Source organism: Micromonospora avicenniae (assembly GCF_900156065.1).
Taxonomy (GTDB): Bacteria; Actinomycetota; Actinomycetes; order Mycobacteriales; family Micromonosporaceae; genus Micromonospora; species Micromonospora avicenniae.
This window is the reverse complement of the sequence record NZ_FTNF01000013.1, coordinates 107417-133290: the sequence shown is the minus strand read 5'-3', so window position 1 is coordinate 133290 and position 25874 is coordinate 107417. Positions and strand designations below refer to the sequence as shown.

At 73.2% G+C, this 25874-nt stretch carries 25 protein-coding genes; 13 read left to right on the top strand and 12 right to left on the bottom strand.

Annotated elements, in window-relative coordinates; genetic code table 11:
* Window positions 1-10: 10 nt before the first annotated feature.
* Window positions 11-1834, bottom strand: coding sequence for a tetratricopeptide repeat protein (locus BXA10_RS20330; RefSeq protein WP_076472104.1), 1824 nt, complete (start codon window positions 1832-1834; stop codon window positions 11-13).
* Window positions 1835-2023: 189 nt separating this feature from the next.
* Between BXA10_RS20330 and BXA10_RS20325 the strand changes: the two genes are divergently transcribed.
* Complete coding sequence (locus BXA10_RS20325; protein WP_076472102.1) at window positions 2024-3055, top strand: SIS domain-containing protein; 1032 nt, start codon at window positions 2024-2026, stop codon at window positions 3053-3055.
* A 25-nt stretch (window positions 3056-3080) separates the two neighbouring features.
* Window positions 3081-4676 carry a sensor histidine kinase gene (locus tag BXA10_RS20320; RefSeq protein WP_076472100.1) on the top strand — a complete coding sequence of 532 codons (1596 nt, stop codon included), beginning with the start codon at window positions 3081-3083 and terminating at the stop codon, window positions 4674-4676.
* Between the two features lie 118 nt (window positions 4677-4794).
* On the opposite strand, the gene BXA10_RS20315 is transcribed toward BXA10_RS20320, so the two are convergent.
* Window positions 4795-6252, bottom strand: a complete 1458-nt coding sequence (locus BXA10_RS20315; RefSeq protein ID WP_076472282.1) for a glycosyltransferase family 39 protein — start codon at window positions 6250-6252, stop codon at window positions 4795-4797.
* Window positions 6253-6617: 365 nt separating this feature from the next.
* Here BXA10_RS20315 and BXA10_RS20310 point away from each other — a divergent pair, with 365 nt between their 5' ends.
* The 4 genes from BXA10_RS20310 to BXA10_RS20300 are packed head-to-tail and all read left to right on the top strand — an operon-like array spanning window position 6618 to window position 10097.
* On the top strand, window positions 6618-8330 hold the full coding sequence (locus BXA10_RS20310) for a nitrite/sulfite reductase (RefSeq protein ID WP_076472098.1): 1713 nt from the start codon (window positions 6618-6620) through the stop codon (window positions 8328-8330).
* On the top strand, window positions 8327-8488 hold the full coding sequence (locus BXA10_RS31570) for a hypothetical protein (RefSeq protein WP_175649254.1): 162 nt from the start codon (window positions 8327-8329) through the stop codon (window positions 8486-8488). The genes BXA10_RS20310 and BXA10_RS31570 overlap by 4 nt, the downstream gene beginning before the upstream one ends.
* Window positions 8485-9273, top strand: coding sequence for a phosphoadenylyl-sulfate reductase (locus tag BXA10_RS20305; RefSeq protein ID WP_076472096.1), 789 nt, complete (start codon window positions 8485-8487; stop codon window positions 9271-9273). The genes BXA10_RS31570 and BXA10_RS20305 overlap by 4 nt, the downstream gene beginning before the upstream one ends.
* Window positions 9255-10097, top strand: a complete 843-nt coding sequence (locus tag BXA10_RS20300) for a sirohydrochlorin chelatase (protein ID WP_084753040.1) — start codon at window positions 9255-9257, stop codon at window positions 10095-10097. Before BXA10_RS20305 ends, BXA10_RS20300 begins: the two co-directional genes overlap by 19 nt.
* Before the next feature lie 133 nt (window positions 10098-10230).
* Here BXA10_RS20300 and BXA10_RS20295 read toward each other — a convergent pair whose 3' ends face one another.
* The gene (locus BXA10_RS20295) at window positions 10231-10488 is read right to left on the bottom strand and encodes a WhiB family transcriptional regulator (protein WP_076472094.1); all 258 of its coding nucleotides are present in this window, start codon (window positions 10486-10488) and stop codon (window positions 10231-10233) included.
* Between the two features lie 443 nt (window positions 10489-10931).
* The gene (locus tag BXA10_RS20290; RefSeq protein WP_076472092.1) at window positions 10932-11882 is read right to left on the bottom strand and encodes a diacylglycerol/lipid kinase family protein; all 951 of its coding nucleotides are present in this window, start codon (window positions 11880-11882) and stop codon (window positions 10932-10934) included.
* Window positions 11883-11925: 43 nt separating this feature from the next.
* Here BXA10_RS20290 and BXA10_RS20285 point away from each other — a divergent pair, with 43 nt between their 5' ends.
* Window positions 11926-12318, top strand: coding sequence for a hypothetical protein (locus tag BXA10_RS20285; RefSeq protein WP_076472090.1), 393 nt, complete (start codon window positions 11926-11928; stop codon window positions 12316-12318).
* Window positions 12319-12334: 16 nt separating this feature from the next.
* Here the strand turns inward: BXA10_RS20285 and BXA10_RS20280 are convergent, their stop codons facing one another.
* The 3 genes from BXA10_RS20280 to sodN form a co-directional block, all read right to left on the bottom strand.
* Window positions 12335-12742, bottom strand: coding sequence for an ATP-binding protein (locus tag BXA10_RS20280; RefSeq protein ID WP_076472087.1), 408 nt, complete (start codon window positions 12740-12742; stop codon window positions 12335-12337).
* Window positions 12743-12774: 32 nt separating this feature from the next.
* Window positions 12775-13230 (bottom strand): GNAT family N-acetyltransferase, encoded by a 456-nt coding sequence (locus BXA10_RS20275; RefSeq protein ID WP_084753062.1) that lies wholly within the window; start codon window positions 13228-13230, stop codon window positions 12775-12777.
* A gap of 65 nt (window positions 13231-13295) precedes the next feature.
* Window positions 13296-13700, bottom strand: coding sequence for a superoxide dismutase, Ni (gene sodN, locus BXA10_RS20270; RefSeq protein ID WP_076472083.1), 405 nt, complete (start codon window positions 13698-13700; stop codon window positions 13296-13298).
* Window positions 13701-13725: 25 nt separating this feature from the next.
* Here sodN and BXA10_RS20265 point away from each other — a divergent pair, with 25 nt between their 5' ends.
* From BXA10_RS20265 to BXA10_RS20255, 3 genes are all read left to right on the top strand, one after another.
* On the top strand, window positions 13726-14133 hold the full coding sequence (locus BXA10_RS20265; protein ID WP_425436098.1) for a S24/S26 family peptidase: 408 nt from the start codon (window positions 13726-13728) through the stop codon (window positions 14131-14133).
* Between the two features lie 142 nt (window positions 14134-14275).
* The gene (locus BXA10_RS20260) at window positions 14276-15454 is read left to right on the top strand and encodes an NAD(P)-dependent malic enzyme (protein WP_076472080.1); all 1179 of its coding nucleotides are present in this window, start codon (window positions 14276-14278) and stop codon (window positions 15452-15454) included.
* 84 nt (window positions 15455-15538) lie between these two features.
* Window positions 15539-16501: a zinc-binding dehydrogenase gene (locus tag BXA10_RS20255; RefSeq protein WP_076472078.1), complete on the top strand. Its 963-nt coding sequence runs from the start codon at window positions 15539-15541 to the stop codon at window positions 16499-16501.
* 24 nt (window positions 16502-16525) lie between these two features.
* Here the strand turns inward: BXA10_RS20255 and BXA10_RS20250 are convergent, their stop codons facing one another.
* From BXA10_RS20250 to BXA10_RS20240, 3 genes are all read right to left on the bottom strand, one after another.
* Window positions 16526-17494, bottom strand: coding sequence for an alpha/beta hydrolase family protein (locus BXA10_RS20250; protein ID WP_076472280.1), 969 nt, complete (start codon window positions 17492-17494; stop codon window positions 16526-16528).
* Between the two features lie 390 nt (window positions 17495-17884).
* Entirely contained in the window at window positions 17885-18406 is a 522-nt protein-coding gene (locus BXA10_RS20245; RefSeq protein ID WP_076472076.1) for a nucleotidyltransferase domain-containing protein, read from the bottom strand.
* A 38-nt stretch (window positions 18407-18444) separates the two neighbouring features.
* A complete protein-coding gene (locus BXA10_RS20240; protein WP_076472278.1) occupies window positions 18445-19284 on the bottom strand; it encodes an alpha/beta hydrolase family protein in 840 nt (279 codons plus the stop codon).
* Between the two features lie 193 nt (window positions 19285-19477).
* Between BXA10_RS20240 and BXA10_RS31565 the strand changes: the two genes are divergently transcribed.
* On the top strand, window positions 19478-19651 hold the full coding sequence (locus BXA10_RS31565; protein WP_175649253.1) for a hypothetical protein: 174 nt from the start codon (window positions 19478-19480) through the stop codon (window positions 19649-19651).
* A 4-nt stretch (window positions 19652-19655) separates the two neighbouring features.
* On the opposite strand, the gene BXA10_RS20235 is transcribed toward BXA10_RS31565, so the two are convergent.
* A complete protein-coding gene (locus tag BXA10_RS20235; protein WP_076472073.1) occupies window positions 19656-20771 on the bottom strand; it encodes an acetate/propionate family kinase in 1116 nt (371 codons plus the stop codon).
* Window positions 20768-22843: a phosphate acetyltransferase gene (gene pta / locus BXA10_RS20230; RefSeq protein WP_076472072.1), complete on the bottom strand. Its 2076-nt coding sequence runs from the start codon at window positions 22841-22843 to the stop codon at window positions 20768-20770. Before pta ends, BXA10_RS20235 begins: the two co-directional genes overlap by 4 nt.
* A gap of 232 nt (window positions 22844-23075) precedes the next feature.
* Between pta and BXA10_RS20225 the strand changes: the two genes are divergently transcribed.
* Window positions 23076-23687 (top strand): hypothetical protein, encoded by a 612-nt coding sequence (locus BXA10_RS20225; protein WP_076472070.1) that lies wholly within the window; start codon window positions 23076-23078, stop codon window positions 23685-23687.
* Window positions 23680-25866 carry a bifunctional polysaccharide deacetylase/glycosyltransferase family 2 protein gene (locus tag BXA10_RS20220; RefSeq protein WP_084753038.1) on the top strand — a complete coding sequence of 729 codons (2187 nt, stop codon included), beginning with the start codon at window positions 23680-23682 and terminating at the stop codon, window positions 25864-25866. Before BXA10_RS20225 ends, BXA10_RS20220 begins: the two co-directional genes overlap by 8 nt.
* The last annotated feature ends 8 nt before the right edge of the window (window positions 25867-25874 follow it).

The following is a 25874-nucleotide window of genomic DNA, read 5'->3' as shown; positions in this document are numbered from 1 at the left end:
TGGGGTGGGGTCAGCGGCGGCGGAGGGTGGCCGTGAGGCGCTGCCAGAGGCGGGTCAGCGGGTTGCGGGGGCGGGGGACCGCAGCGGCGGCGCCGAGCAGGGCGGTGGCGAGCTCGCGAGTCTCCGCGTCCACCCCCGGGGTGGCCAGCGCCAGGTGAGCCAGTGACGTGGCGATGGGCACCGGACGCGTCCGAGCCACGGCCGCCGCGTCGGCGAGCCGCTCGGCGACCACCCGGGCCACGTCGGGGCGTACGGCCGGATCGACCCAGGCGGCGGTGACCATCGCGAACAGGGCCGCCTCGGTGATCCAGTCCTCTACGCCCCACACCAGGTCGAGCAGCACCTGGCGGCGGGTGGAGGCGGCCCACGGCTCGTCGGTGCGATGGTGCAGCATCCCCAGGCAGGCCCAGACCTGCACGCAGCGCACCCACATCGTCGGGTCCTGGCCGGCCAGCACCCGACCGATCGCGGTGGCCGGCGGTTCCGGCGGGTGGACCAGCAGCCCGACCAGGTCCGCCAGCTCCAGGGTGGCCAGGCCCACCGCCGCGTCGTACGCGGCCGGCGGGTGCGGCCAGGCCGGGTGCGCGAGCTGGCGCAGCCGGTCGGCGGCCCCCACCGAGGGGGCCGGCACCGCGGGCACCGGGATCGTGCCCTCGTAGCGCCAGAGCCGTCGGGTGCCCGCCCGCCGGGGCTCGCGGGCGTCCGGCGAGCCGTTTCCGGTCACCTCGACCCGCATTCCCACCGCCGTGCCCGCCCGCAGCGCGCTGGGCGGGGGAGGCGTCGGCGACCGTACGGTGGCACCGATACCGGGATGCTCCGCCGCGACCGCTTGGCGCAACGCGTCGGCCACCGGCCCGCCGGCCGGGGTCAACTGCCCGAGCCAGGGCCGGCTGCGGCAGCACTCGGCCAGGTCGCCGTGCTCGTGCGTGTCGTCGGGGTGGTCCCGGGCGAAGTCGGCGAGCGCGACCAGGTGCGCGACGTCGCCGTCCCGCAGGTAGCGCAGCCGATGCGCGGTGTGCACCGCGCAGTCGAAGGTCGGGTCCCGGTCCAGGGCCCGATCGATCCAGTCCAGCGCCTCGTCGAGCCGGCCGGTGTCGGCCAGGGTCCCGGCGATGTCGGCGTAGACGGCGAGGTCGTCGGGATCGTGCTCGACCGCCCGGCCGAGCGCCGCCAGCGCCTCCCGGGTACGGCCGGCGCTGCGGTACGCGTACCCGAGCCAGACCTCACCGAGTTTCGTCGGCTCGGCGCGTACGCCTCGCCCGGCCCAGTCGATCGCCAGCGCGACCTCACCGAGGCGGCGGGCCAGCGCGGACGCCGCGCCGAGCAGCAACGCGTGCCCGGGATGAGCGGTGACCGCGTTGCGGGCCAGCGTGAGGTACGCGGCCAGTGCCGGCCGCCCGGCGCGCGGCACCGGGTCGGGAACCGCCGCGCAGACCTGCATGAGGATCCGTGCGACGTGCTCCGGCGTGATCCGCGCGATCAGTTCGGGCGCGGTCACCCAGGGCACCCCGGCCCAGTCGGTCTGCGGTGCGTAGCCGGTCGCCGCGGCGAGCAGGTCCAGCCCGTCGCCCGGGTGCCCGGTGGCGGCGAGCAGGTGGGCGCGGGCGACCGCGGCGCCGACGTAGGTGTGCTGGTCGAGGGGGAAGAGGTCCACGCCGCCGCCGCTCACCGCGGCGAGTCGGGCCAGTGTCTCGTGCGCCTCGGGCAGGGTCGGCGCCTGCGCGAGCGCGCCGGCCACGTGCCCGGCCGCGTGCTGCAGGTCGCCCTCCGCCAACGCCAGCCGGGCCAGGGCGAGTTCCTCCGCGGCGGAGAGCGCGGCGTCGTCCTCGGGCACGTCGTCCTCTCGTCGTCCGGTGGCGGAACAGAGCCGGGACAGCCTAGGTGATGTTGGAGCGACATGGTGATCATCTGCGCACTACTGCTCGTTCAATTGCTCGTGTCAGATCAAAGATGCAAGACTGAGCAGGAAACGCGCGGCAATCGCGCAGTGGGAGGAGTTTCCGTGACGCGTGCAGGGGCCGGCATGGCGGCCGACATCGACGAGCAGCCGGCCGGCTACGAGCGGTTGCTCTCCGCCGAGCACGCCGGGGCGATCGCCCGGGTCGCGGCCGTGATCGCCGAGAGCCGGCCACGGCACGTCGTCTTCACCGCACGGGGCACCTCGGACCACGCGGCGCTCTACGGGGCGTACCTCACCGAGATCCGGCTCGGCCTGCCGGCCGGGCTCGCCTCACCCAGCGTCGTCACGCTCTACGGCGGCCGACCGGACCTCTCCGACGCGCTGGTGGTCGGGGTGAGCCAGAGCGGCGGCTCGCCGGACCTCACCGAGGTGCTGCGGGAGGCCCGGGCCGCCGGTGCGCTCACCCTCGCGGTCACCAACGCGCCCGACTCGCCGCTCGCCGACGTCGCGGAGCTCAGCGTGGACATCGCCGCGGGTCACGAGCGAGCGGTGGCGGCCACCAAGACGTACACCGCCGAACTGCTCGCCCTCCTCCTGCTCGTCGAGGGGATCCGGGCCGGCGACGGGGTGTTGCCGGCCGAGGAGCGGGCCGCCGTCGCGGCGCTGCCGGAGCTGGCCGCCCGTACCCTCGCCGATCCCACCCCGGCGCAGTTGGCACCGCGCTACCGGTTCGCCGCCCAACTCGTCACCACCGGCCGCGGGTACGCCTACCCGACCGCGCGGGAGGCCGCGCTCAAGCTGATGGAGACGTCTTACCTGCCGGCGCTCGCCTTCTCCGGCGCCGACCTGCTGCACGGCCCGCTCGCGATGACCAACCCGGACGTCCCGGTGCTCGCCGTGGTCGGTTCCGGGCCCGGCGGTCGTTCGATGGGCAAGGTGCTGCCCCGGCTCGGTGAGCGCCGCGCGGACGTGGTCGTCGTCGGCTCGGCCGACGTCGAGGGGGCCACCCGGATCGCCGTCCCCGAGGTCGACGAGCGGTACGCCCCGCTGCTGGACATCCTGCCGTTGCAGCGGCTCGCCCTGGCGCTGGCCCTCACCCGGGGTGAGGATCCGGACGCCCCGCGCGGACTCAAGAAGGTCACCGCGACGATGTGAGGACGCGCGTGGCACGCTGGTGAGCGTGTCCACGCTGCGCGACCTCGCCGAGGAGCACACCCAGCTCCGCCCGGCGGACATCGACCACCTGCACCGGATCGCCGGAGACTGGCAGCTGCTCTCCGACATGTCCTTCGCCGACCTGCTGCTCTGGGCGCCGGTGGACGCCGACGGCACGTTCCTCTGCGTCGCCCAGGTACGCCCGACCACCGCGCCCACCGCGTACCAGGACGACCAGGTGGGCCGGATCGTCGGCGGGCCGGAGGTGGCGCACCTGGAGGTCGCCTACCGGCAGGGCCGGATCTGGCGGGAGGGCGACCCGGTCTGGTACGGCGACGTGCCCGCCCGGCACGAGGCGATTCCGGTCCGGCTGCGTACCTCCGACGGCGAGGCGGGTGAGGTGGTGGCCGTGGTCGGCCGGGACACCAACCTCTCCACCGCGCGTACGCCCAGCCAACTGGAGCTCAACTACCTGACCACCGCCGACGACCTGGCCCAGATGATCGCCGACGGCACCTTCCCGCCGCCCCGGCACCCGGGCGAGACGACCTCCGCGCCCCGCGTCGGCGATGGCCTGGTCCGGTTGGACGCGAACGGCAAGGTCACCTATGCGAGCCCGAACGCCCAGTCCGCGTACCGGCGGCTGGGTTACGCCTCGCACCTGGTGGGCGAGGACCTGGCGGCGCTGCACCGCCGGCTCGCCAACGACCCGCTGGAGGGAACCGACGCGGCCAACGCGGTGCTGGCCGCGCTGCGGGGTGATGCGCCACCGCGCCGGGAGATCGACGCCCGTGGCGCCACCGTGCTGACCCGGGCGCTGCCGCTGATGCCCGCCGGCGTGCCGATCGGCGCGCTGGTCCTCGTCCGCGACATCACCGAGGTACGTCGCCGGGACCGCGCCCTGATCACGAAGGACGCGACCATCCGGGAGATCCACCACCGGGTGAAGAACAACCTGCAGACCGTCGCCGCGCTGCTGCGCCTGCAGGCCCGCCGGGTCGCCATGCCGGAGGCGCGGGTCGCCCTGGAGGACTCGGTACGCCGGGTCGCCTCGATCGCGTTGGTGCACGAGACGCTCTCCATGTCCAGCGACGAGGCGGTCGAGTTCGACACGATCGTCGACCGGGTCGCCAGCGCGGCGACCGAGGTGGCGGCGACCGAGGTGCCGGTCGGCATGCGTCGCACGGGAAGCTTCGGCGTGTTGCCCGCCGAGATCGCCACGTCCCTGGTGATGGTCCTCAACGAGCTGCTCCTCAACGCCGTCGAGCACGGCTTCCCCTCGGCCGACGGGGACGAGGACACCGACGGGGCCGGACTCACCGCGCCGGCGTTGGTGAGCGCCTCGACCGGCGATGGTGACCTGTCGGCGATGCCGGAGGTGGTGGTGTCGGCGCACCGGTTCCGCAAGCAGCTGCACGTCACGGTGACCGACAACGGGCGGGGGCTGCCCGCCGGGTTCGACGCCGACAGCGGGGGCAACCTCGGGCTGCAGATCGTCCGGGCCCTGGTCACCGGCGAGCTGCGGGGCAGCATCGAGCTGCGCGACGCCTCCGGTGGGGGCACGGAGGCCGTGCTGGTCGTGCCGCTGGCGCGCGGTGGCGCGGACGGCCGTTCCGCCTGACGGTCGCGCTCCCGGCCACCAATTCCACCCGCGCCGCCGCGCCGCCGCGCCACCTGCGCTGCCCGGGCCAGCTGCGCTGCGCGGGCCGCCCGTGTCACCGCGCTGCCCGGGCCGCCGGTCACCGGGTGAGCAGGGTGAGCGTGAGGCCCGGCCGCTGCCAGACCTGCGTGACGGTGAAGCCGTCCCGCAGGGCGGCGCCCTTGGCGCCGGACACCGCGGCGAGCGGATCGGTGTGCCGGCCGGAGAGCACCAGCCAGACCCGGGGAACTCCGGCCAGGCAGTCGGCGGGCCGGCCGCACTCGGCGGCCCAGAGGTCGCCGCGCTGCGCCGCGCTCTCGGTGAGCAGCGCGTCCCGGGGACGCCGATCACCGAGCTGGTACTCGATCCCGAAGTCGAGGAAGAGCCAGCTACGCCGGGGCGAGTACACGATGGCGTCGCCGGGGCGCTGATCGGCCTGGATCACCTCGGCCACCCCCTGGTAGTCGATCGGCGCGCTGCGCGGCCACTCGTGCGTGTGCCGCAGCGCGGTCTGGTCCGGCAGGCCGAGCAGCCCGGCCAGCACCACCACGGCGAGCCCGCCGGGCAGCGCCACCGCGGCCAGCGCCGCGCCGGCCAGCAGGCACGCGAACGGTACGACGAAGACCAGGTAGCGGGGCACCCAGAGCGGTACGGCCAACCCGGCGACGAAGAGCAGCGACACCGGCAGCAGCACCGCGGCGCCGGGCAGCAGGGCACGCCGGCCGAGCCGGGCGGCACCGAGTACGGCGAGCCCCACCAGCAGCCCGCCCACCACGCTGCTCTGCGCGACCCCACCGGGCAACGTGGTGAGATCGGCCGGCCGGACGATGTCCACCCACTGCAACTGGCGTCCGCGCTGGTTGCGGGCGACCAGTGCGAGTGGGGCCACCAGCAGCACCGCCGGCAGCACGGCCGGCAGCCAGAACCAGCGCCGCCGGTCCGGGTGGCCCCTGCCGCCGTCGGTGAGCCCGACACGGTGGGCGACGAGCACGGCGACCGCGTGCGCGGCGAGCAGGGTGAGCGCGATCAGGTGGGTCAGCCCGAGCGCGGCGAGGGCGGCCGCGTACCCGGTCCAACGTCCCCAGCCCGGCCGGCGCAGCGCGTCGACCAGGAGTAGCGAGGCGAGTACGGCGAGCAGGGTGGCCAGCGCGTAGGGGCGAGCCTCCTGGGCGTACCGGGACGTGCTGGGCAGGAGCGCGAAGAGCAGCCCGGCGAGCAGCCCGGCCCGGGCTCCGGCGAGGCGCCGGCCGAGCAGCGCGGTCAGCGCCGCCGCCCCGGTCATCGCCAGCACCGACGGAAGCCGCAGTGCGACGATCGAGTCGCCGGCGAGAGCGACCCAGCCGTGCATGAGCAGGTAGTACGGCCCGGTCGCCGCATCGATGGTGCCCGCCAGCCGCACCAGGTCCCGTACCGAGCGGGTGGCGGCGCTCCACGTCGCCAGCTCGTCGCGCCACAGCTGTGCGCCGGTGAGCCCGGAGAGGGTCACCGCGAGGGTCAGCAGCGCCGGCGCCAGCCAGATCGCGGTTCCGGGCAGGCCACGCCGGGCCGCGGGCGTCACCGTGTCGCTCGCCGCCGGGGTCGCCCGATGCCGCTTATCGGACTTTTCGCCCACGGGTCGAGCCTATCGACGGGGTCGGCCCGTCATGTGGGATCAGGCACGCGCTCGGTGGCCGGGGCCGCTCAGGTATGGCAGCATGACGGGCATGACTGCCGCCGTCGTGCGTCGATTCGTGGCCCGCCGCCACGTCGACTACGGCCGCGTGCGCAGCGCGATCTGTCCGGCCCACTGACGACGCCCGACTCATTCATCTCGGGCGCGTTCCGCGCCGGCTCTCCTGACATCGCTGTCCTCAACCCGTCCTGACGGGCCGCCGTCGCGTACGCGCTCGCACCGAAGTCCAGCAGACGACGGAGGAGGCCGCGATGGCGGTCAGCAGCATCTCCACCCGGCCCGAGGATCCGCCGGCCCGCCCCGCCCGAGCCCCGCGCCGCCCGCGCGGGGAGGGGCAGTGGGCGCTCGGTCACCGCGAGCCGCTCAACGCCAACGAACGGACCAAGAAGGACGACGATCCGCTGAACGTCCGCGCGCGGATCGAGAACATCTACGCGCACCGCGGCTTCGCCTCCATCGACCCCGCCGACCTGCGCGGGCGGTTGCGCTGGTGGGGTCTCTACACCCAGCGCAAGCCCGGCATCGACGGCGGGCGTACGGCCGTGCTGGAACCGCACGAGCTCGAGGACGAGCACTTCATGCTCCGGGTGCGGATCGACGGCGGCCAGCTCTCCCTGGCTCAGCTGCGGACGATCGCCACCATCTCGCAGGAGTTCGCCCGGGACACCGCCGACATCACCGACCGGCAGAACGTGCAGTTCCACTGGATCCGGATCGAGGACGTGCCGGAGATCTGGCGGCGGCTGGAGTCGGTCGGCCTGCAGACCACCGAGGCGTGCGGAGACTGTCCACGGATCGTGTTGGGCAGCCCGGTCGCCGGGGTGGCCGAGGCCGAGGTGGTCGACCCGACCCCGGCGATCGACGAGATCGTCCGCCGGTACGTGGGCAACCCCGAGTTCTCCAACCTGCCGCGCAAGTTCAAGTCGTCGATCTCGTGGCTGGTGGACACCCCGTACGAGGCCAACGACGTCGCGTTCCTCGGCGTGGAGCACCCCGAGCTCGGCCCCGGCTTCGACCTCTGGGTCGGTGGCGGCCTCTCCACCAACCCGATGCTGGCGCAGCGGCTGGGCGTCTGGGTGCCGCTGGCCGAGGTGCCCGACGTCTGGGCCGGCGTGGTCGGGATCTTCCGCGACTACGGCTACCGTCGGCTGCGCAACCGGGCCCGGCTGAAGTTCCTCGTCGCCGACTGGGGCCCGGCGCGCTTCCGGGAGGTGTTGGAGAAGGAGTACCTGGGCCGGACGCTGCTCGACGGCCCCGCCCCGGAGCTGCCCGAGAAGCCGATCGACCACATCGGCGTACACCGCCAGCGGGACGGGCTCAGCTACGTGGGCGCCGCCCCGATCGTGGGCCGGGTCTCCGGCGGGCAGCTCGCCCGTCTCGCCGACGTGGTCGAGTCGCACGGCAGCGGCCGGGTACGACTCACCCCGTACCAGAAGCTGCTGGTGCTGGACGTGGCGCCGGATCGGGTGGAGTCCCTGGTCGCCGCCCTGCGCGGGATCGGTCTGGAGGCCCGGCCCTCGGCCTGGCGGCGCGGCACGATGGCCTGTACCGGCATCGAGTACTGCAAGCTCGCCATCGTCGAGACCAAGGCCCGCGGCGAGGAACTGGTGACCCGCCTCGAGCAGCGGCTGCGCGACTTCGACGCGGACATCTCCATCCACCTCAACGGCTGCCCGAACGCCTGCGCCCGCACCCAGGTGGCCGACATCGGGCTCAAGGGCCAGCTGGTGCTCGGCCCGGACGGCCGCCAGGTGGAGGGCTTCCAGGTCCACCTCGGCGGCGGGCTCGGCATGGCGGCGGGGCAGACCGCCGGCTTCGGCCGCAAGCTGCGCGGCCTGAAGACCACCGCCGAGGAGCTTCCGGCGTACGTCGAGCGGCTGGCGCGCCGCTACCTGGCCGGCCGGCGCGAGGGCGAGGCGTTCGCCCAGTGGGTGATCAGAGTCGACGAGGAGGAACTGCGATGAGCAGCGAGAACCGAGCGGCACCTCTGTACTGCCCGTACTGCGGCGAGGAGGACCTGCGGCCGAACGAGGCGAGCCACGGCGCGTGGGAGTGCCACGCCTGCGCCCGGGTCTTCACGGTCAGGTTCACCGGCCTGCTCGGCCGGGCGGTGACCCGGTGAGCGCCGAGGTCGCGCCGGCCGCGACGGCTCTCGTGTCGGCGGTGGACCTCGCCCTGGTGGGTGTCGGCGCGTCCGTGCCGGCGGACCCCGCCCGGCGCGGCCCGGAGGAGTTGCGTGCGCTCGCCGAGGCGGCCGGTCGGGAGCTGGAGGGCGCCCCGGCGCTGGAGATCGCCCGCTGGGCCGCGGAGACCTTCGGCGACCGGTTCTGCGTCACCAGCTCGATGGCCGACGCGGTGCTGGCCCACCTGGTGTCCCGGGCCGCGCCGGGCGTGGACGTGGTCTTCCTCGACACCGGCCTGCACTTCCCGGAGACGCTGCGGGTACGCGACGAGGTGGCCCGGACGCTGCCGGTGAACGTCCGCTCGGTCCGGCCCCGGCTGACTGTGGGCCAGCAGGACGGCCAGTACGGTCCGCGGCTGTTCAACAGGTCCCCGGACGACTGCTGCCAGCTCCGCAAGGTCGAGCCGTTGGAGCGCGCGCTCAGCGGGTACGACGCGTGGGCCGCAGGGCTGCGCCGGGACGAGTCGCCGACCCGGGCGAACACGCCGGTGGTCGCGTTCGACGCCCGCCGCGGCAAGGTGAAGGTGAACCCGATCGCCACCTGGACACAGGCGGATGTGGACAACTACATCGCCCGCTGGAACGTGCCGGTCAACGAACTGTTCAAGCAGGGGTACGGCTCGATCGGCTGCTGGCCGTGCACCCGCCGGACGAGGGCGGGGGAGGACCCGCGCGCCGGCCGGTGGGCGATGTTCGAGAAGACCGAATGCGGGCTGCACACCTGACCCGGCCGGCCCGGGCGGTGGCGACGCGACCCGACCCCGTGGTCCTGGTCGCGCACGGCAGCCGTGATCCGCGAGCCGGCGCGGCGACCCGGGCACTGGTCCGGGCGGTGCGTGCCGCCCGGCCCGGTGTTCCGGTCTCGGCGAGCTGGCTGGACCACACGGAGCCGGGCCCGACCGAGGTGCTGCGGGCGCTGGCCGGTGCCGGGCGGCACCGGGCGGTGCTGGTACCGCTGCTGCTCACCGCCGCGTACCACCGTCGGGTCGACATTCCGGCGGCGGTGGCCGCCGCCCGGGCCGCCGAGCCGGAACTCGCGGTACGGGTGACCGACGTGCTGGGGCCGACCGGTGCGGAGGTGGACGGGGCGCTCCTGGCCGCTCTGCTGCGCCGGCTGGCCGAGGCGGATCCGGGGCGGCTCGACGCGCTGGTGCTGGCGGCGGCGGGCACCCGTGACGCGCGGGCCCGTGGCTCGGTGGGTCGCGTCGCGGCTGCGCTCGGCCGTGAACTGGGTGTGCCGGTCCGGGTGGCGTACGCCTCGGCGGCCCCGCCGTCGGTCGGTGCGGCGGTGGCCCGGCTGCGCGCGGCGGGGGCTCGCCGGGTCGCGGTGTCGGCGTACTTCCTGGCACCGGGGCTCTTCCACGACGCGGTCACGGCGGCCGCGCGTGATGCGGGAGCGGCGACGATCTCGGCCCCGCTCACCGACGCGCCGGAGCTGGCGGGTCTGGTGTTGCGTCGGGTCGACGCCGCGTGCGCCGGGTCGACCCGGCGCCTGAACGGCGGTCCGGCCGTGCCCGCCGCCCCGGGGCCGCGAGTTGACGCTGCGTGATGGCGCTCGCCGTCACTCTCCGACAGGAGCGGCGGGCCGGACGACGCCGTTGCGTGACGACGCCCGGGCGCGCGGGCCCGGACGGCAGAACGCCCCGCGGGGTGACCCGCGGGGCGTTCTACTGTGTCGTTGGTCAGGCGGAGTGGGCGCGCAGCACCCGGAGGCCACCGCGACGCTTGAGGGCGCGCCGCTCCTCCTCGCTCATCCCGCCCCAGACGCCGGCGTCCTGACCGGACTCGAGCGCCCACTGCAGGCACTGGTCGGTCACGGAGCAGCGCCGGCAGACGGCCTTGGCCTGCTCGACCTGCAGGAGAGCCGGGCCAGACGTCCCGATCGGGAAGAACAGCTCCGGGTCCTCGTCGCGGCAGACAGCATGGTGACGCCAGTCCATGGCGGCAACACTCCTCATTCTGGATGGGTGGCAGATAACGCTTTTGGTGCTTTTCCTATATGCGTCCGCACTGCCGGTCGTAACGGTTCGCGTTCGACTATTCGGCACTGCGTGAGCAGGCTGCTGGCCCCGCGGACCTGCTGGAACGGCTCAGCGTGGTGAGCGTGTCCAGGCGATGTCCCGGTAACTCAAGTTCGCTTGTGAATACTTTCACGAACTCACGCAATGTCAAGGGTGACGCTCGGAAAAACTCCGCGCGGTGAGCAAGCCCACAACCCATTTGTCCGTATTCTTAAGCCCTCTGGTTACCCGGAGTGCCACAGTCGAGGATCAATATAGTACGGATCTTGTGTCAACGCTGACATTTCCGGCACCCTTCCGTCGGCGTGGCGGCTGCTCGTCCTGGCGTGAGCGCCGCGTCGACCTTCGGTGGTACCCGAGACCTAGCAGATTACTCTCAGTGCGGCGGGAACGGATGTGAATCTGACTTTCTCCCGTTCACCCAGGTAGTCGCCATCGAGCTGGAAGGCCTGCGGACGGCTGGAGACCAGCGTGAACTCCGCCACGTCGTGCAGGCGCAGCACCTGCCGCCCGGTCGGATCGGGCCGCGAGGAGAAAAACTGGGTAACCGTCCGTGTAGTACTGGGCACCCGCAGTTGACGCAGCGCGAGCACGTCGAGGTCGAGGTCGAAGGAGGCCTTCGGATTAGGGTTGATCTCCCGGTCGCCCAGGTACGTCCACGGAGCCGTGTTCTGGATGATCGCCGTCGACAGGCCAGCTTCCACCAGTTCGCCCGGCCGCTCCAGGCGGATGGCCGGACGCCGGCGGTCCGAGGCGAAGAAGTACTGGCTCAGGATCGCGCGCAGGTAGAGGCTGGGGCTGGAGACCCGTCCCCGGCGACGCGCCTGCTCCACCCGGTGGATGACCGCGGCGTCCAGGCCGAAACCGGCGCAGAAGGTGAAGTAGCGGTCGTCGGCCCGGCCCAGACCGATGGTCCGGTAGCGGCCGAGGCGCAGCCCTTCGAGGATCATGCTGGTCCCCTCCGGCCACTCCCGGGGCAGGCCCAGTGCCCGCGCGAAGACGTTCGTCGATCCGCCCGGCACGGTGGCCAGCGCGGGCAGCCGCTCGGCCGACGACACCGCGCCCGGCACGGTCGGCGGCTGGGCCGTCATGAGGCCGTTGACCATCTCGTTCACGGTGCCGTCGCCACCCAGCGTGACGACGACGTCGACGCCCTCCTCGGCGGCCTCCCGAGCCAACGTGGTCGCGTGTCCCCGCCGGCGGGTGTAGCGCACGGTGAGGTGGACCTCGCTGCGCAGTGCCCGGACCAGGACGTCCCGGCTGCGTTCGCTGGTGGTGGTGGCCTTCGGATTGACCACCAGGACGGCCCGCATGGGCGGCACTGTACCTCCCGGTAGCCCGGGTATCGTGGCGCCCGTGACCACCGACTCCGACCCGATTCCCGTCACGCTCCGCTGGGCCGTGTGGCTGCTGCGCGGCGAAGCGGTCGCCGTGGGACTGATCGCCCTCTGGCTGGTGTGGGCCGACCTGACCGCGGACACCACCGTCGGCCTGACCTCGGCACTGCTGGTGACGGCGTTCGCGGTCGCCGGAGCTGTCGCCCTCTGGGTGCTCGGCGCGGCGCTGCACCGCCGCCGCGCCGGCGCGCGCGCCCCGGCGATCGTGCTCCAGTTGATGCTCCTGCCGATCGGCTGGTACATGATCCAGGGCGGGATGGGCTGGCTAGGCGTACCGCTGATGGCGCTCGGCGTCGGGGTGAGCGTGCTGCTTGTCGCGCCCGCGAGCAACCGGGCCCTGGGCTTCTCCTGACCAGGCCGGCGGCGGCTCAGTAGCCGGTGGACCGTCGCGTGAGCAGCGAGATGGTGGCCCGCCCGTCACTGGCGGTGGCGCGGGCCGACGTGGTCAGCGCGGTGAGCACCTTCCACGCGAAGGACGACTCGGCGGGGAGCGCCGCGCCGCGGACGGTCGGGACGGTCACCTCGACGGTCAGGGCGTCCTCGGTCACCGAGAACCGACACTCCAACTCGGCGTCGGACGTGGCGACGGCCAACAGCATCGCGCAGGCCTCGTCGACGGCGATCCGCAGATCCTCGATCTCGTCGAGGGCGAACTGCAGCCGGGCCGCGAGGCCGGCGGTGGCGGTGCGGAGCACACCCAGGTAGCCGCCGTCAGCGGGCACGGTGAGGTGCACGACATCGTCGCCGGTGGCCGCCTGGCCGGTCAGTTGAGTCACCACTCATCCCCCCGGTCGGGGACTCTACCCGCTCAGACGGTCGTGCGCGTGGGGGCCGTCACCGCCTGGGCGGCCAGTCCGTGCAGAGCCTCGCCGCTGAGCCGGTAGGGAACCCACTCGTCCATCTTCTCCGCGCCGATCGCCGCGTAGAAGCCGGCCGCCGGGTTCCAGTTGATCATCCACCATTCGAGCCGGCGGTAGCCCCGCTCGACGCAGATCGATGCGAGGGTGGCCAGCAGGAGCCGGCCCGCGCCGCTGCCCCGGGCCGCCGGACGCACGTAGAGGTCCTCCAGGTAGATGCCGTGCACGCCGGCCCAGGTGGAGAAGTTGAGGAACCAGAGCGCGAACCCGATCGGCTCGTCCCGCGCGTCCACGGCAACGTGACCGAAGAGCGCGGGCGCCGGACCGAACAGCGCGGTGGTCAGCTGCTCGTCGGTGAGGTGGCACTGGTCGGGAGCGCGTTCGTACGCCGCTAGTTCGTGCACCATCGCGACGACGGCCGGCACGTCCTCGGGACGTACCGGCCGGATCGTCGGTGCCTGAGCCCCGAGGGTCACGCCTTCTTGGTCTCCCAGAAGATCTTGGCGATCTCGTCGATCTTCTGCAGCAGCTGGTCGGCGGTGGCCGGGTCGAGGCTGCCCTTGACGCCGCCGGAACCGGCGAGCTTGGTGGCCTCGTTGAAGAGCTGGTGCAGCTGCGGGTACTTCTCGAAGTGGGTGGCCTTGAAGTAGTCCGTCCAGAGCACCCAGAGGTGGTGCTTGACCAGCTCGGCGCGCTGCTCCTTGATGATGACCGCGCGGGTACGGAACTCCGGGTCGGTGTTCGCCTGGTACTTCTCGCAGATCATTTTCACCGACTCGGCCTCGATGCGGGCCTGGGCCGGGTCGTAGACGCCGCACGGCAGGTCGCAGTGGGCGCTCGCCGTGACGCGGGGCGTAAGGATGCGCGGAAGTCGCATCGGGATCCTCCATGGGAAGTTTGCGATGATCCAAGACGACATTACTCCTGGACCGGCTCCCCGACCCGGTGGAGGTGAAACCATGCCGCCCAGTCACCCGGCGGAGCCGCACCGGCTCCGCTGGCCGCTGACCGCGGTCCTGGTGACCGGCCCGTCCATGGCGCCGACCCTGCGCCACGGCGACGCGCTGCTGGTGCGCCGGGGCGGTCGACCGGTACGCCCCGGAGACGTGGTGGTGGCGGTCTTCCGCAGCCGCCCGGACCTCCTGGTGGTCAAGCGCGCGGTACGGCCGCAGGACGGCGGCTGGTGGCTGCGCGGGGACAACGACCTGATCACCGACGACTCCCGCGCGTACGGCGTGGCCGACGTGCGGGGCCGGGTCCTGGTTCGTTACTGGCCCCGGCCCGGCCGGGTCGGCGCGCGACCGTTATGACCCTGCGCACGTCCGGAGGGCGCCTCCGACACTATGCTCGGAAAGTGCCCGGGTGACCCCCGCACCGCGCGCCGCCGCTCGCCGCCCACCTCGCGCACCGAGCGGGCCGCCCCGTCTGCTCGACAGAGTTCTGGAGTCACCAATGCCTTCGTCCTCCGTGGACCCCGCTGACCCCGTCTTCCAGCTGCACCGCGGCGGGAAGATGGCCATCGCCTCGACGGTGCCGCTCACCAGCCGGGAGGATCTCTCCCTGGCGTACACCCCGGGGGTCGCCCGGGTGTGCGAGGCGATCGCCGCCGACCCGGGCCTGGCCGCCGACTACACCTGGACCGCGCACACCGTCGCGGTGGTCACCGACGGCTCGGCGGTGCTCGGGCTCGGCAACATCGGTCCACGAGCGGCGCTGCCCGTGATGGAGGGCAAGGCGGTGCTGTTCAAGCAGTTCGCCGGCGTGGACGCGGTCCCCGTCTGCCTGGACACCCAGGACGTGGACGAGATCGTCGCGACCGTGCGGGCGCTCGCGCCCTCGTTCGGCGGAATCAACCTGGAGGACATCAGCGCGCCGCGCTGCTTCGAGGTGGAGCGTCGGCTCGACGAGGCGCTGGACATCCCGGTCTTCCACGACGACCAGCACGGCACCGCCATCGTGGTGCTGGCCGCGCTGCGCAACGCGGCGACGCTGCTCACCCGCAAGCTCGGCGACCTGCGGGTGGCCGTGAGCGGCGCCGGCGCGGCCGGTGTCGCCGTGACCAGGATGCTGATCGCGGGCGGGGTGGACCCCGACCAGGTGGTGGTCTGCGACTCCAAGGGGATCATCGGCCGGCACCGCACCGACCTGAGCGGTACGAAGGCCGAGCTGGCCGCGACGACCAACGCCGATGGTCGTACCGGCGACATCACCGAGGCGCTGCGTGACGCGGACGTGCTGATCGGCGTCTCCGGCGGGCAGATCCCGGAGGCGGCGGTGGCCGGCATGGCGGCGGACGGCATCGTCTTCGCCCTGGCCAACCCCACCCCCGAGGTGCACCCGGAGGTGGCTGCCCGGCACGTCGCCGTGGTCGCCACCGGACGCAGCGACTACCCGAACCAGATCAACAACGTGCTCGCCTTCCCCGGAGTGTTCCGGGGGGCGCTCGACGCCCGGGCGACCCGGATCACCGACGGGATGAAGGTGGCCGCCGCCGACGCCATCGCCGGAGTGGTCGCCGAGACGCTCACCGCCGACGCGATCGTGCCGTCACCGCTGGACCCGCGGGTCGCGCCCGCGGTGGCGGAAGCGGTCGCCGAGGCGGCCCGCCGGGACGGCGTCGCCCGCGCCTGAACTCGCCGCCCAGGCCGATAGCGGCCCATTCTGTCGCGTTCGGCACAGAAATGGGCCTTCTTAACGGCCGCTCAGCTTGTTACGGTGCCGACCATGCGTGCCGCCTTCGCCTCCCGTTTCGATGACACCGACCCGCTCGCCGCGCTCGCCGTCGGGGAGCGGCCGGAGCCGACCCACCCGGCCGACGACTGGGTGACCGTCGAGGTGCGGGCCAGCTCGCTCAACCACCACGACCTCTGGTCGCTGCGCGGTGTCGGCCTCACCGAGGCGCAGCTGCCGATGGTGCTCGGCTGCGACGCGGCGGGCGTGGACCCGGAGGGTAGGGAGGTGGTCGTCTACCCGATCGTGCCCACCCCGGGCGACCCGCGCGGATCCTCCATCCTCTCCGAGTACTTCCCGGGCACCCTCGCCGAGCGGGTGGCCGTACCGCGGGCGAACCTGGTGCCACTGCCCGACGGGCTGTCGCCGGCCGACGCGGCCTGCCTGCCCACGGCCTGGCTCACCGCGTGGCGGATGCTGACCACCAAGGGCCGGTTGGACGAGGCCGACTCCGTGCTGGTGCAGGGCGCCGGCGGCGGGGTGTCGACGGCGGCCGTCGTGCTCGCCGCTGCGATGGGCAAGCGGGTGTACGCGACCAGTCGGGACGCCGGCAAGCGCGAGCGGATCGCGGCGCTGGGCGCGACCGGGGTCGAGCCGGGGGCCCGGCTGCCGGAGCGGGTGAACGTGGTGATCGAGACGGTCGGCGCGGCCACCTTCGACCACTCGCTGAAGTCCGCGGCGCCGGGTGCCCGGATCGTGGTCTCCGGGGCCACCGCCGGGCACGAGCCGAAGGTCAACCTGCGCCGGGTCTTCGCCATGCAGCTGGAGATCCTCGGCACCTCGATGGGTACCCCGGGGGAGCTCTACGACCTGCTGGCGTTCTGCGCCGAACGGCAGGTCCGCCCGGTGGTGGACAGCGTGGTGCCATTCAGCAAGGTCGAGGAGGCCTTCGCCCGCCTACATTCCGGCGAAGCCTTCGGCAAGATCGTCATCGACCACACCGCCTGACCCCCTCGGAGGGTGGCGCGGGAGTTAGAGGCGGTTGTCCAGGGTGGCTAGGTTGCCGCGGGTGGCGTCGGTGGGGATGCGCTTCTTGGCCGCCGGGTCGCCGTACAGGGTCCAGCGGAGGAACTCGACAGTGGTGTCCGCGACGACCCGCATCGCCGCCCCGTCGGAGAGCAACGCCCTCCCGTGGTCGCCCCTGGTGAGGCTGAGCATCGCCTTAGGCCAGGGCACCGCGTCGTAGACGGCCTTGCCCGCCGCGTACTCGACCACCTCGTCCAGCTCACCGTGCACGAAGAACTGCGGGGCGGCCGTGCCGGCGAACGCCGTGCCCACGCCGAGCGCCGTGCCGGCGAAGACCACGCCCGCGTCCAACCGCTCGTCTCGCCCGGCGGTGAAGAGGCCGATGGTGGTGACTCCGCCCGCCGAGTGCCCGGCTGCCGCCACCCGATCGGTGGCGAGCCGGCCGCGTAGCTGGTCACCGGCCCTGTGGTCGAGCGCGAGCACCTGGGTCAGCGCGTACGACACGTCGGCCGGCTGGTTGAGCACGTCGAGCACGTTCGCATCGGCGTTCCGCGAGGTGTGCGGGAAGGTCGGCGCGGCCACCACGAAGCCCGCCGCCGCCCAGCGGGTCAACAGAGCCTCGTAGTCGTCCGGCCGGCCACCCAGGCCGTGGCTGAACATCACGACCGGAAACCTTCCGTCGGCCGCCGCGGCCGCGTGTTCCGGCTCGCCCCCGGGCGGCCCGGCCGCCGGGTACCAGACGGTCACCGGGAGGGGGCGGCCGCCGTCGCGGTTCAGCTTCAGCTGTCGTACGCCGACCCCGAAGTCCCGCGCGGGCGCCGTGCCCTCGGGTACCCGGGGTGCCGGCGTGGCGCTCGCCGGACGGTCGGCCGGGGCGGTCGGCCGCTCGGGAGTGGGCGCCTTGCCGGAACAGCCCGCCGAGCCGGCCGCGAACAGAACGGCGGCGAGCAGGGCGGCGCGCCGACGACGGGACATGAATCCGATTGTGCCCGACCGCTGGGGTGCGGGCCGGCCAACGGACCGACCACCGTCGCCGTCGCCGTCCGCCGTCGCGGTCGCCATCGGTTCGGTCCGGCTCGACACGGTCATCGATCTTGTACGGTCCGGCGGACAGACCTGCCCCGACGAGGACAACGTCGGCACTGCCTGCGGGGGCGGCAGCCGACGGCGCCGAGCTTGATGACTCTGAGGTATAAAAATGCCTCACAGTCATCAAGCTCGGTTGAAACCTTGCTGGCCGCGCCTTCCGACCGCGCTGCCCAGCCGCGCTGGCCGACCGCGCCGCCCTCGCGGTGCCGCCCGACCGCGCCGCCCGGCCGCGCTACGGAAGACCTGATCCGCGACGGCTCGTCGCCGGTCGGTTCGCTAGGCGATGAAGGACGCGCGCAGCCGGGCGAGATCGTCGGCGTCCTTAGGTCGGCGGGGGCGCTCCGGCATCCAGACCGGGAACATCTCCTTGAACTCGATCTGTGCGGCCACCGAGATGACCGGTGCGGTGTGCGAGCCGATCCTTCCGGGCGGGCCGTCGAGCATTCCCGTGGGCAGCTGCGTGCCCGCCCACGGGCCCGCGCCCACCGTGACCTTGCCGCCGGCGTCCTGCGCCAGGTAGGCGAAGCTCACCTCGACGTCGTCCCAGAACAGGTCCAGCTGTACCTCGGCCGGCATCCGGGGGTCGGGTTGCCAGCCACGACCGGTCAACGACGCGGCCAGGCGGTCCACGTCCGCGCGCCAGCAGTACCAGTCGACGTCGACGTGCGGCCGGGTCACCCGCCCGAGGTGGAAGTCCATCGCCCAGCCGCCGCGCAGCCACACCTCGATGCCGGCTGCACCGGCCGTTGCGACCACCTCGTCCACGCTCTGCAACTGCCGCTCCGCGAGCCCGTCCACTCGCCGACCGTACCCGGCCGTCCCGCCCCGGCGCGGGCCTAGCGGGACTCATAGCGGGTCAGCGGCGATCGTGCATCGGTACGAAGCCTCTCCCTGGCCTCCCGGTCACCGTAGAGCGTCCACCGCAGGAAGTCCGTCATGGTGGCGAAGACCTGCTCGAAGCCGGGCTCCCCGGGAATCAGGTACTCGCCGTGGCCCTGCCCGAGCACGCTGACGAAAGCGGCCGGGCCGGGAGCCCGGTCGTACGCCGCGCGGCCCACTGCCAGCGGCACGATCGGATCGGCGGTGCCGTGCACGAAGAGCAGCGGGGCGGGCTGCCCCGCGAGGCCGCCCGCCATCCCGCCGCCCGCGACGATCACACCTGCGCGCAGCCGGGATGGGTGGTCCGAGGTGAACATTCTAGCGGTGGTGTAGCCGCCCGCCGAATGGCCCGCCGCCGCGAACCGGGCGACGTCGAGGTGCCCGGCGAGCGGGTCGTCCTGGCGCGCGTCCAGCCGGACCAGGTGCCGGATCAGCCGCCAGCAGTCGGCCGGCTGGTTTCGTACGTCCGCCCGGTTGAAGCGGGCCGCGCCGCGCCGCGTGTTCGGGAAGGCGGGCGCGGCCACCACGAAGCCCGCGGCGGCCCAGCGGCTCGTCAGCCCGGCGTGGAGCTCGGGCAGGCTGTCCAGCCCGTGGCTGTAGATCACCACCGGGAACCGCCCGACGGCCACCGCCCCGCCCTTCGCCGGGTACCAGACGGTCACCGGCAGGGGACGCGCCGAGCCCGCGTCGAGGGTGAACGTACGCACGCCGACGGCGTACGTGCCCTCGGGCGCCCGGCCGGTCGGAGCCGGTGCCCCGGTCACGGCACCGGCCGGCGCGCAGCCGGCGAGCAGCATCGTCACCACCGCTGCTGCCAACAGCCGCCTCGTCCCCACGGTTCCACGGTAGGGGGCCGGGCGCGGCCGTTGTCCCCGCCGTCCGGCTCCCGCCGGACAACCCCCGGCCGGATGACGTCCACCGCACGGTCGGGTCGCGGGCGGCGGCCGTGGCGGACCGGCCGGCCTGGACCGGCTTCGCTAGGGTCACCGCATGCCTGAGAACTACACCGATCCGAGCGGCAACACCGAAGCCTTCCGCGCCTTCGCCCACACGCCCGAGCCGTCGGCGCCGGCGGCGGCCCCCAGTCGGCTGCCGATGATCGTCGGCGCGGCCGTGGTCGTTGTGGTGCTGGTCGCGGTGGCCGTCTGGCTCGCGGTCGCCTGAGCGGTCAGGCCGCCTCCGCCACCTCACGGGCAGCGCGAGCGATCTCGCGCTCCTCGTCGGTGGTGACCACGCAGACCGTGACCTCGGCCCCGTCCGGTGAGATGACCCGGTCGCCCTTCCCCGCGTTCCGTGCCGGGTCGACGGCGATGCCGAGCCGGTCCAGGCCGGCCAGGGCCGACTCCCGCACCGGTGCGGCGTGCTCACCGACGCCGGCGGTGAAGGTGATCGCGTCGAGCCGGCCGAGCAGCGCGTAGTACGCCCCGACGTAGCTGGTGATACGGCGGCAGTAGACGTCGAAGGCGAGGGCCGCGGCCTCGTCGCCTTCTGCCCGGCGCGCCAGCACCTCCCGGATGTCGTTGGCGCCGGCCAGCCCCAGCAGGCCGCTGCGGTGGTTGAGCAGGTCGTCGATCTCGTCCACCGAGAGCCCGCCCTCGCGTCGCAGGTGGAAGATGACCGCCGGGTCGAGGTCGCCGCTGCGGGTGCCCATGACCAGGCCCTCCAGCGGTGACATGCCCATCGAGGTCGCCACGCTACGGCCCCCGGCGACCGCGCAGGCGCTCGCCCCGTTGCCCAGGTGCAGGGTGATCGTGTTCAGTTCGTCGTACGGGCGGCCGAGCAGTTCGGCGGTGCGCCGGGACACGTACGCGTGCGAGGTGCCGTGGAAGCCGTACCGGCGTATGCCGTACCGCTTCGCGGTGTCGCGTTCGACGGCGTACGTCGCGGCGGCCTCCGGCATCGTGCGGTGGAACGCCGTGTCGAAGACCGCGACCTGCGGCACGCCCGGTAGCGCCTGGCGGGCCACCTCGATGCCGGCCAGGTTCGGCGGATTGTGCAGCGGCGCCAACGGCACCAGGTCACGGATCGCGGCGAGTACCGCCTCGTCGATCCGCACGGGTTCGCCGAAGCGCGTGCCGCCGTGCACCACCCGGTGCCCCACGGCGGCCAGCCCGGTCAGGTCCAGGCCGGCGAGGATCTGCCGGACGGCGGTCTCGTGGTCGGCGGGGCCACCGCCCGGCTCGCCGATCCGCTCGACCGTGCCGTTGTCCCGCACCTCGTCGCCGTCGTAGAGCCGGTACTTCACCGACGACGACCCGCAGTTGAGCACCAGCACCCGACTCATTCGGCCTCCTCGGCCGGCGCGGCGGCCTGGATCGCGGTGATCGCCACCGTGTTGACGATGTCCGGCACGGTGGCTCCCCGGGAAAGGTCGTTGACGGGGCGGCGCAGCCCCTGCATGACCGGCCCTACCGCCACCGCACCTGCGGAGCGCTGCACCGCCTTGTACGTGTTGTTGCCGGTGTTCAGGTCGGGGAAGATGAACACCGTCGCCCGACCGGCGACCGGGCTGCCCGGCAGCTTCGTGGCGGCCACCGCCGGATCGATGGCCGCGTCGTACTGGATGGGGCCCTCCACCAGCAGCTCCGGCCGGCGGGCGCGGACCAGTTCGGTGGCTGTGGCGACCTTCTCCACGTCCGCGCCGGCGCCCGAGCTGCCGGTCGAGTAGGACAGCATGGCCACCCGGGGCTCGATGCCGAACCGGGCCGCGGTGTCCGCCGACGAGATCGCGATGTCGGCGAGCTGAGCGGCGTCCGGATCGCGGTTCACCGCGCAGTCGCCGTAGACCAGCACCCGGTCGGCGAGCAGCATGAAGAACACGCTTGAGGCGACCGAGACGCCGGGCACGGCCCGGATGATCTCGAAGGCGGGACGGATGGTGGCGGCGGTGGTGTGGGTCGCACCGGAAACCATGCCGTCGGCGAAGCCGGCCCGCACCATGAGCGTGCCGAAGTAGTTGGGCTGGGCCACGATGTCGTGCGCCAGCTCCGCGGTCACCCCCCGGTGGGCGCGCAGCCGCGCGTACTCGGTGGCGAACTCGTCCCGCCATTCGCTCGCGGTCGGGTCCACGACGTGCGCGTCGCCGACGTCGACGCCCAGTTCCCGGGCACGCCGGGCGATCTCGTCCGGGCGGCCCAGCAGGGTCAGCTCGGCGACGCCCCGGCGCAGCAGGATCTCCGCCGCGCGCAGGATGCGTTCCTCGCTGCCCTCGGGCAGTACCAGGTGACGGCGCCGGGTGCGGGCCCGGTCGATCAGCTCGTTCTCGAACATCAGCGGGGTGACCCGCTCGGACCGGCTGACCCGTAGCCGGCTGGCCAGGTCGGCGGTGTCCACGTTCGCCTCGAACGCGCCGAGCGCCGCCTCGACCTTTCGCGGGTTGTCGGCGCTCGGCCGCCCCTCGATCCGGCTCGACGCGGCGACCGTGTCGTAACTGTCCGTCCGTACCGAGAGCACGGCGAGGCCGGTGTTCAGCTGCTCCACCAACCGCATCGCCCGTGGGTCCGGCCGCTCGCCGAGGGTGAGCACCAGGCCGGCCAGGGAGACCTGCCCGGCCACGTGCGCGGCGCTCGCCGCGACGAGCAGGTCGGCCCGATCACCCGGGGTGATCATCAGGGCTCCGGGGGTCAGGTGGTCGAGAAGGATCGGCACCTGCGCCGCTCCCACCACGAAGTCGAGCACGTCCCGGCTGAGCGCGGCCTCGTCACCGGCGAGCACGGTGCCGTCGAGCGCCGCCGCCACCTCGGCCACCGTCGGCGCCGAGACGCTCGGCACCTCCGGGATGGCGTACGCGGGCACGGGCAACTCGGGCAGCGGCATCGGCTCGGGCACCCGGTTGGCGATCACGGCGAGCACGGTGGCGCCCAGGTCGGCGAGGTCGTGGTACGCGCCACGGGCGGCCGCGGCGATCGCGGCGGGTTCCTGGCCGAACCCGTCCACCACGGGCACCACGACGCTGCCGAACTCGGTGGCCAGCCGGGCGTTGAACGCCAACTCGCGGGGGCGGGCCGGGTCCCCCGTGTCGTCGAAGTCACTGCCCACCACGACCATCGCCGAGCAGTGCCGCTCGACGGCTCGGTACCGCTCCACGATGAGGGAGATCAGCTCCTCGCGGCGGCCGTCGGAGACCAGGGCGGTGGCCTCGGCGTACGTCGCTCCGGCCAGGTCCGCCAGCGGCAGGTCGACGCGGTAGCGCTCGCTGAGCAGAGCGAGGATCGGGTCCGGGCCGGTGCCGGCGATCAACGGTCGGAACACGCCGATCCGGCCGACCTGGCGGGAGAGCAGCTCGGCCAGCCCGAGTGCGATGGTCGACTTCCCACCGCCGGACCCCACGCTGGTCAAATACACGCTCTGCGCCACGACCTCACGCTACAAGATCGCGGTGTCGCTCGTCGGTTCGTGTCCCGGGTCCGCTCCGGCGGACGCATCCGCATCCGCGCTGGTCGGAGCGGAGCCATCCGGCCCTACGGTCACCACCGGGGGCCGGCGGCAGGCCGATCCGGTGCGGGCCGCGGAGCCGCGGCGGCGGGATCGACGAACAGGGGCGGTACGGCGGCAGAGACGTGAAGGCCCCTCGCTAGACTCGCGACCTGTGACCGACCGCCCCGCCCTCGTCCAGGCCGTGACCCGGAATCCGATCGCGGCCACTGCCGAGGATCCAGAGGTGGTGCCGGGTACGCCGGAGAGTTCGACGGACGACACAGTCATCATCAAGCCCGTGGTGTCGCGGTCGGTGCGGACTCCGGTGGCCGCGCCGCCGGTCTCCGACGACACGACGATCATCATCACGCCCGCCGCCAGACGGGCCGACAGTCCGACCATGCTGATGGCGGTGGTGCCGCGACTCCCACCCGTCTTCGTCGACCCCACCGGCCGGCGACGGTCGCGGCTGCGGCTGGTCGCGTACGCCCTCGGGGCGCTGGGGTTGGCCTACACGGCGCTCGTCGGGGCGAGCTTCGCCGGGGCGTCGGTGAGTCCCGGCTCCATCCTCCCCTTCGTGGAGTCGACGGAGCGGCCCTGGCAGCCGCCACCGATCCCGGCGATCATCCCGGACCCGACCCCCACGAGTTCCGCTCCGGCTTCCGAGGGCACCACCGTCACCTCGGACCCCGCCGTGGAGCCCTCCGACGGATCGTCGTCGGCCGGCGGTCGGGAGCCGCTCGCCCTCGGCGCGGCCCCGGGCACCGAACTTCACCATGGCTGACCGGCTCTCCGCCGTCGCGCCTTCCGCAGCCGTCCGGCGGGTCCGGCGGGTCGTGCCGTCGCCGAGCTGGGCCGTGCTGGGCGTGCTGCTCGTGGTTCTGGCCGGCGTTCTCTTCGTGGCGGCGTACGCGAACGCCGCCTTCGTGCCCGACACCGAGCACACCGACCACGACCAGACCCAGGTCCCCGCCGCCGTCGTGGACGGCGGTCCCATCATCGGCGCCGCTGACGGCAAGGTCCGCTCCTACCGTCTGCCGGCCCGGACCATCGCGCTCACCTTCGACGACGGGCCCGACCCGACGTGGACCCCGGAGATCCTGCAGGTACTGGCGAAGTACGACGTCAAGGCCACCTTCTTCGTGATGGGTTCACAGGTCGCCCGGCATCCCGCGCTGGTCCGCCAGATGTCCGACGAGGGGCACGAGCTCGGGGTGCACACCTTCACCCACCCCGACCTGGCCAACCTGCCCAGCTGGCGGCGACGGCTGGAGTACGCCCAGACCCAGCTGGCGATGGCGAGCGCCGCCGGAGTCGAGACCTCGCTGATCCGCTTTCCGTACTCTTCCTTCGCCAACGCGATCGACGACCGGGACTGGCCGTTGGTGACGGAGGCGGGACAGCTGGGCTATCTGACGGTGCTCAACGACACCGACAGCCTGGACTGGGAGCGGCCCGGTGCGGACAAGGCGATCGCGAACGCCATCCCACCCGGCTACTCCGGCGCGATCACCCTCTGGCACGACGCCGGCGGTGATCGTAGCCAGACGGTCGCCGCGCTGGACCGCTACATCCCGCTGATGAAGGAGCGTGGCTACCGGTTCACCACCGTGTCGGAGGGCATGAACCTGGCGCTGGCGGCGGCCGGGATCGACCAGCGGGTGGTCGGGAACTCGGCGGCCTCGCAGGCGGACCGGTGGCGCGGCAGGTTCCTCGTCTGGGCGGTGCAGGGCGCCGACGGCATGCTGGGTCTCTTCGGGTTCCTCTTCGTCGTCGTCGGTGTGCTCACCATCGGACGTACCGTCATGCTGTTCGTGCTCGCCGTCCGGCACGCCCGCCGCCGTCGCTCCCCGGACTGGGCCTGGGGGTCACCGGTGACGGACCCGGTGTCGGTGATCGTCCCCGCCTACAACGAGAAGGAGGGGATCGCCGCGGCGGTCCGGTCGTTGGCCGGCGGCGACCACCCGGGCGGCATCGAGGTCATCGTGGTCGACGACGGGTCGACCGACGGGACGGCCGACATCGCCGACGGCCTGGGTCTGCCGAACGTCAGGGTGGTCCGGAAGCCGAACGGCGGCAAGGCCAGCGCCTTGAACACCGGGGTCGCGCTCGCCCGGCACGAGCTGATCGTGATGGTCGACGGTGACACGATCCTCGAGCGGGACGCGGTGCGGCGGCTGGTGCAGCCGTTCGCCGACCCACAGGTGGGCGCCGTCGCCGGGAACGTCAAGGTCGGCAACCGCAAGAGCCTGATCGCCAAGTGGCAGCACATCGAGTACGTCATCGGGTTCAACCTCGACCGCCGCCTCTACGAGACCCTGCGCTGCATGTCCACCGTCCCCGGAGCCATCGGCGCCTTCCGGCGGCAGGCGTTGCGCTACGCCGGCGGGATGAGCGACGACACGCTGGCCGAGGACACCGACATCACGATGGCGATGGGCCGGGCCGGCTGGAAGGTGGTGTACGAGGAGGACGCCCGGGCGTGGACCGAGGCGCCCGCCACCATGGGTCAGCTCTGGAAGCAGCGTTACCGGTGGAGCTACGGCACCATGCAGGCGATGTGGAAGCACCGCCGCTCGCTGTTCGACCGTGGCGCCTCCGGCCGGTACACCCGGCGCTGCCTGCTCTTCCTGAGCCTGTTCGGGGTGCTGCTGCCGCTGGTGGCGCCGGTGATCGACCTGCTGGCGCTCTACGGCCTGTTCTTCCTCGACCGGACCGAGACGGTGGTGGCCTGGCTGATCATGCTGGTGGTGCAGACGGTGACGGCGGCCGTGGCGTTCCGGCTCGACCGGGAGAAGCTCGGCGTGCTCTGGGTCCTCCCGTTGCAGCAGTTCGTCTACCGGCAGCTGATGTACCTGGTGATGGTCCAGTCGGTCGTCACCGCGCTGACCGGGGGCCGGCTGGGCTGGCAGAAGCTGCGGCGTACCGGCCTGGAGCCGACCCTGACGAACGCGAACCGCTGACGGCTGGC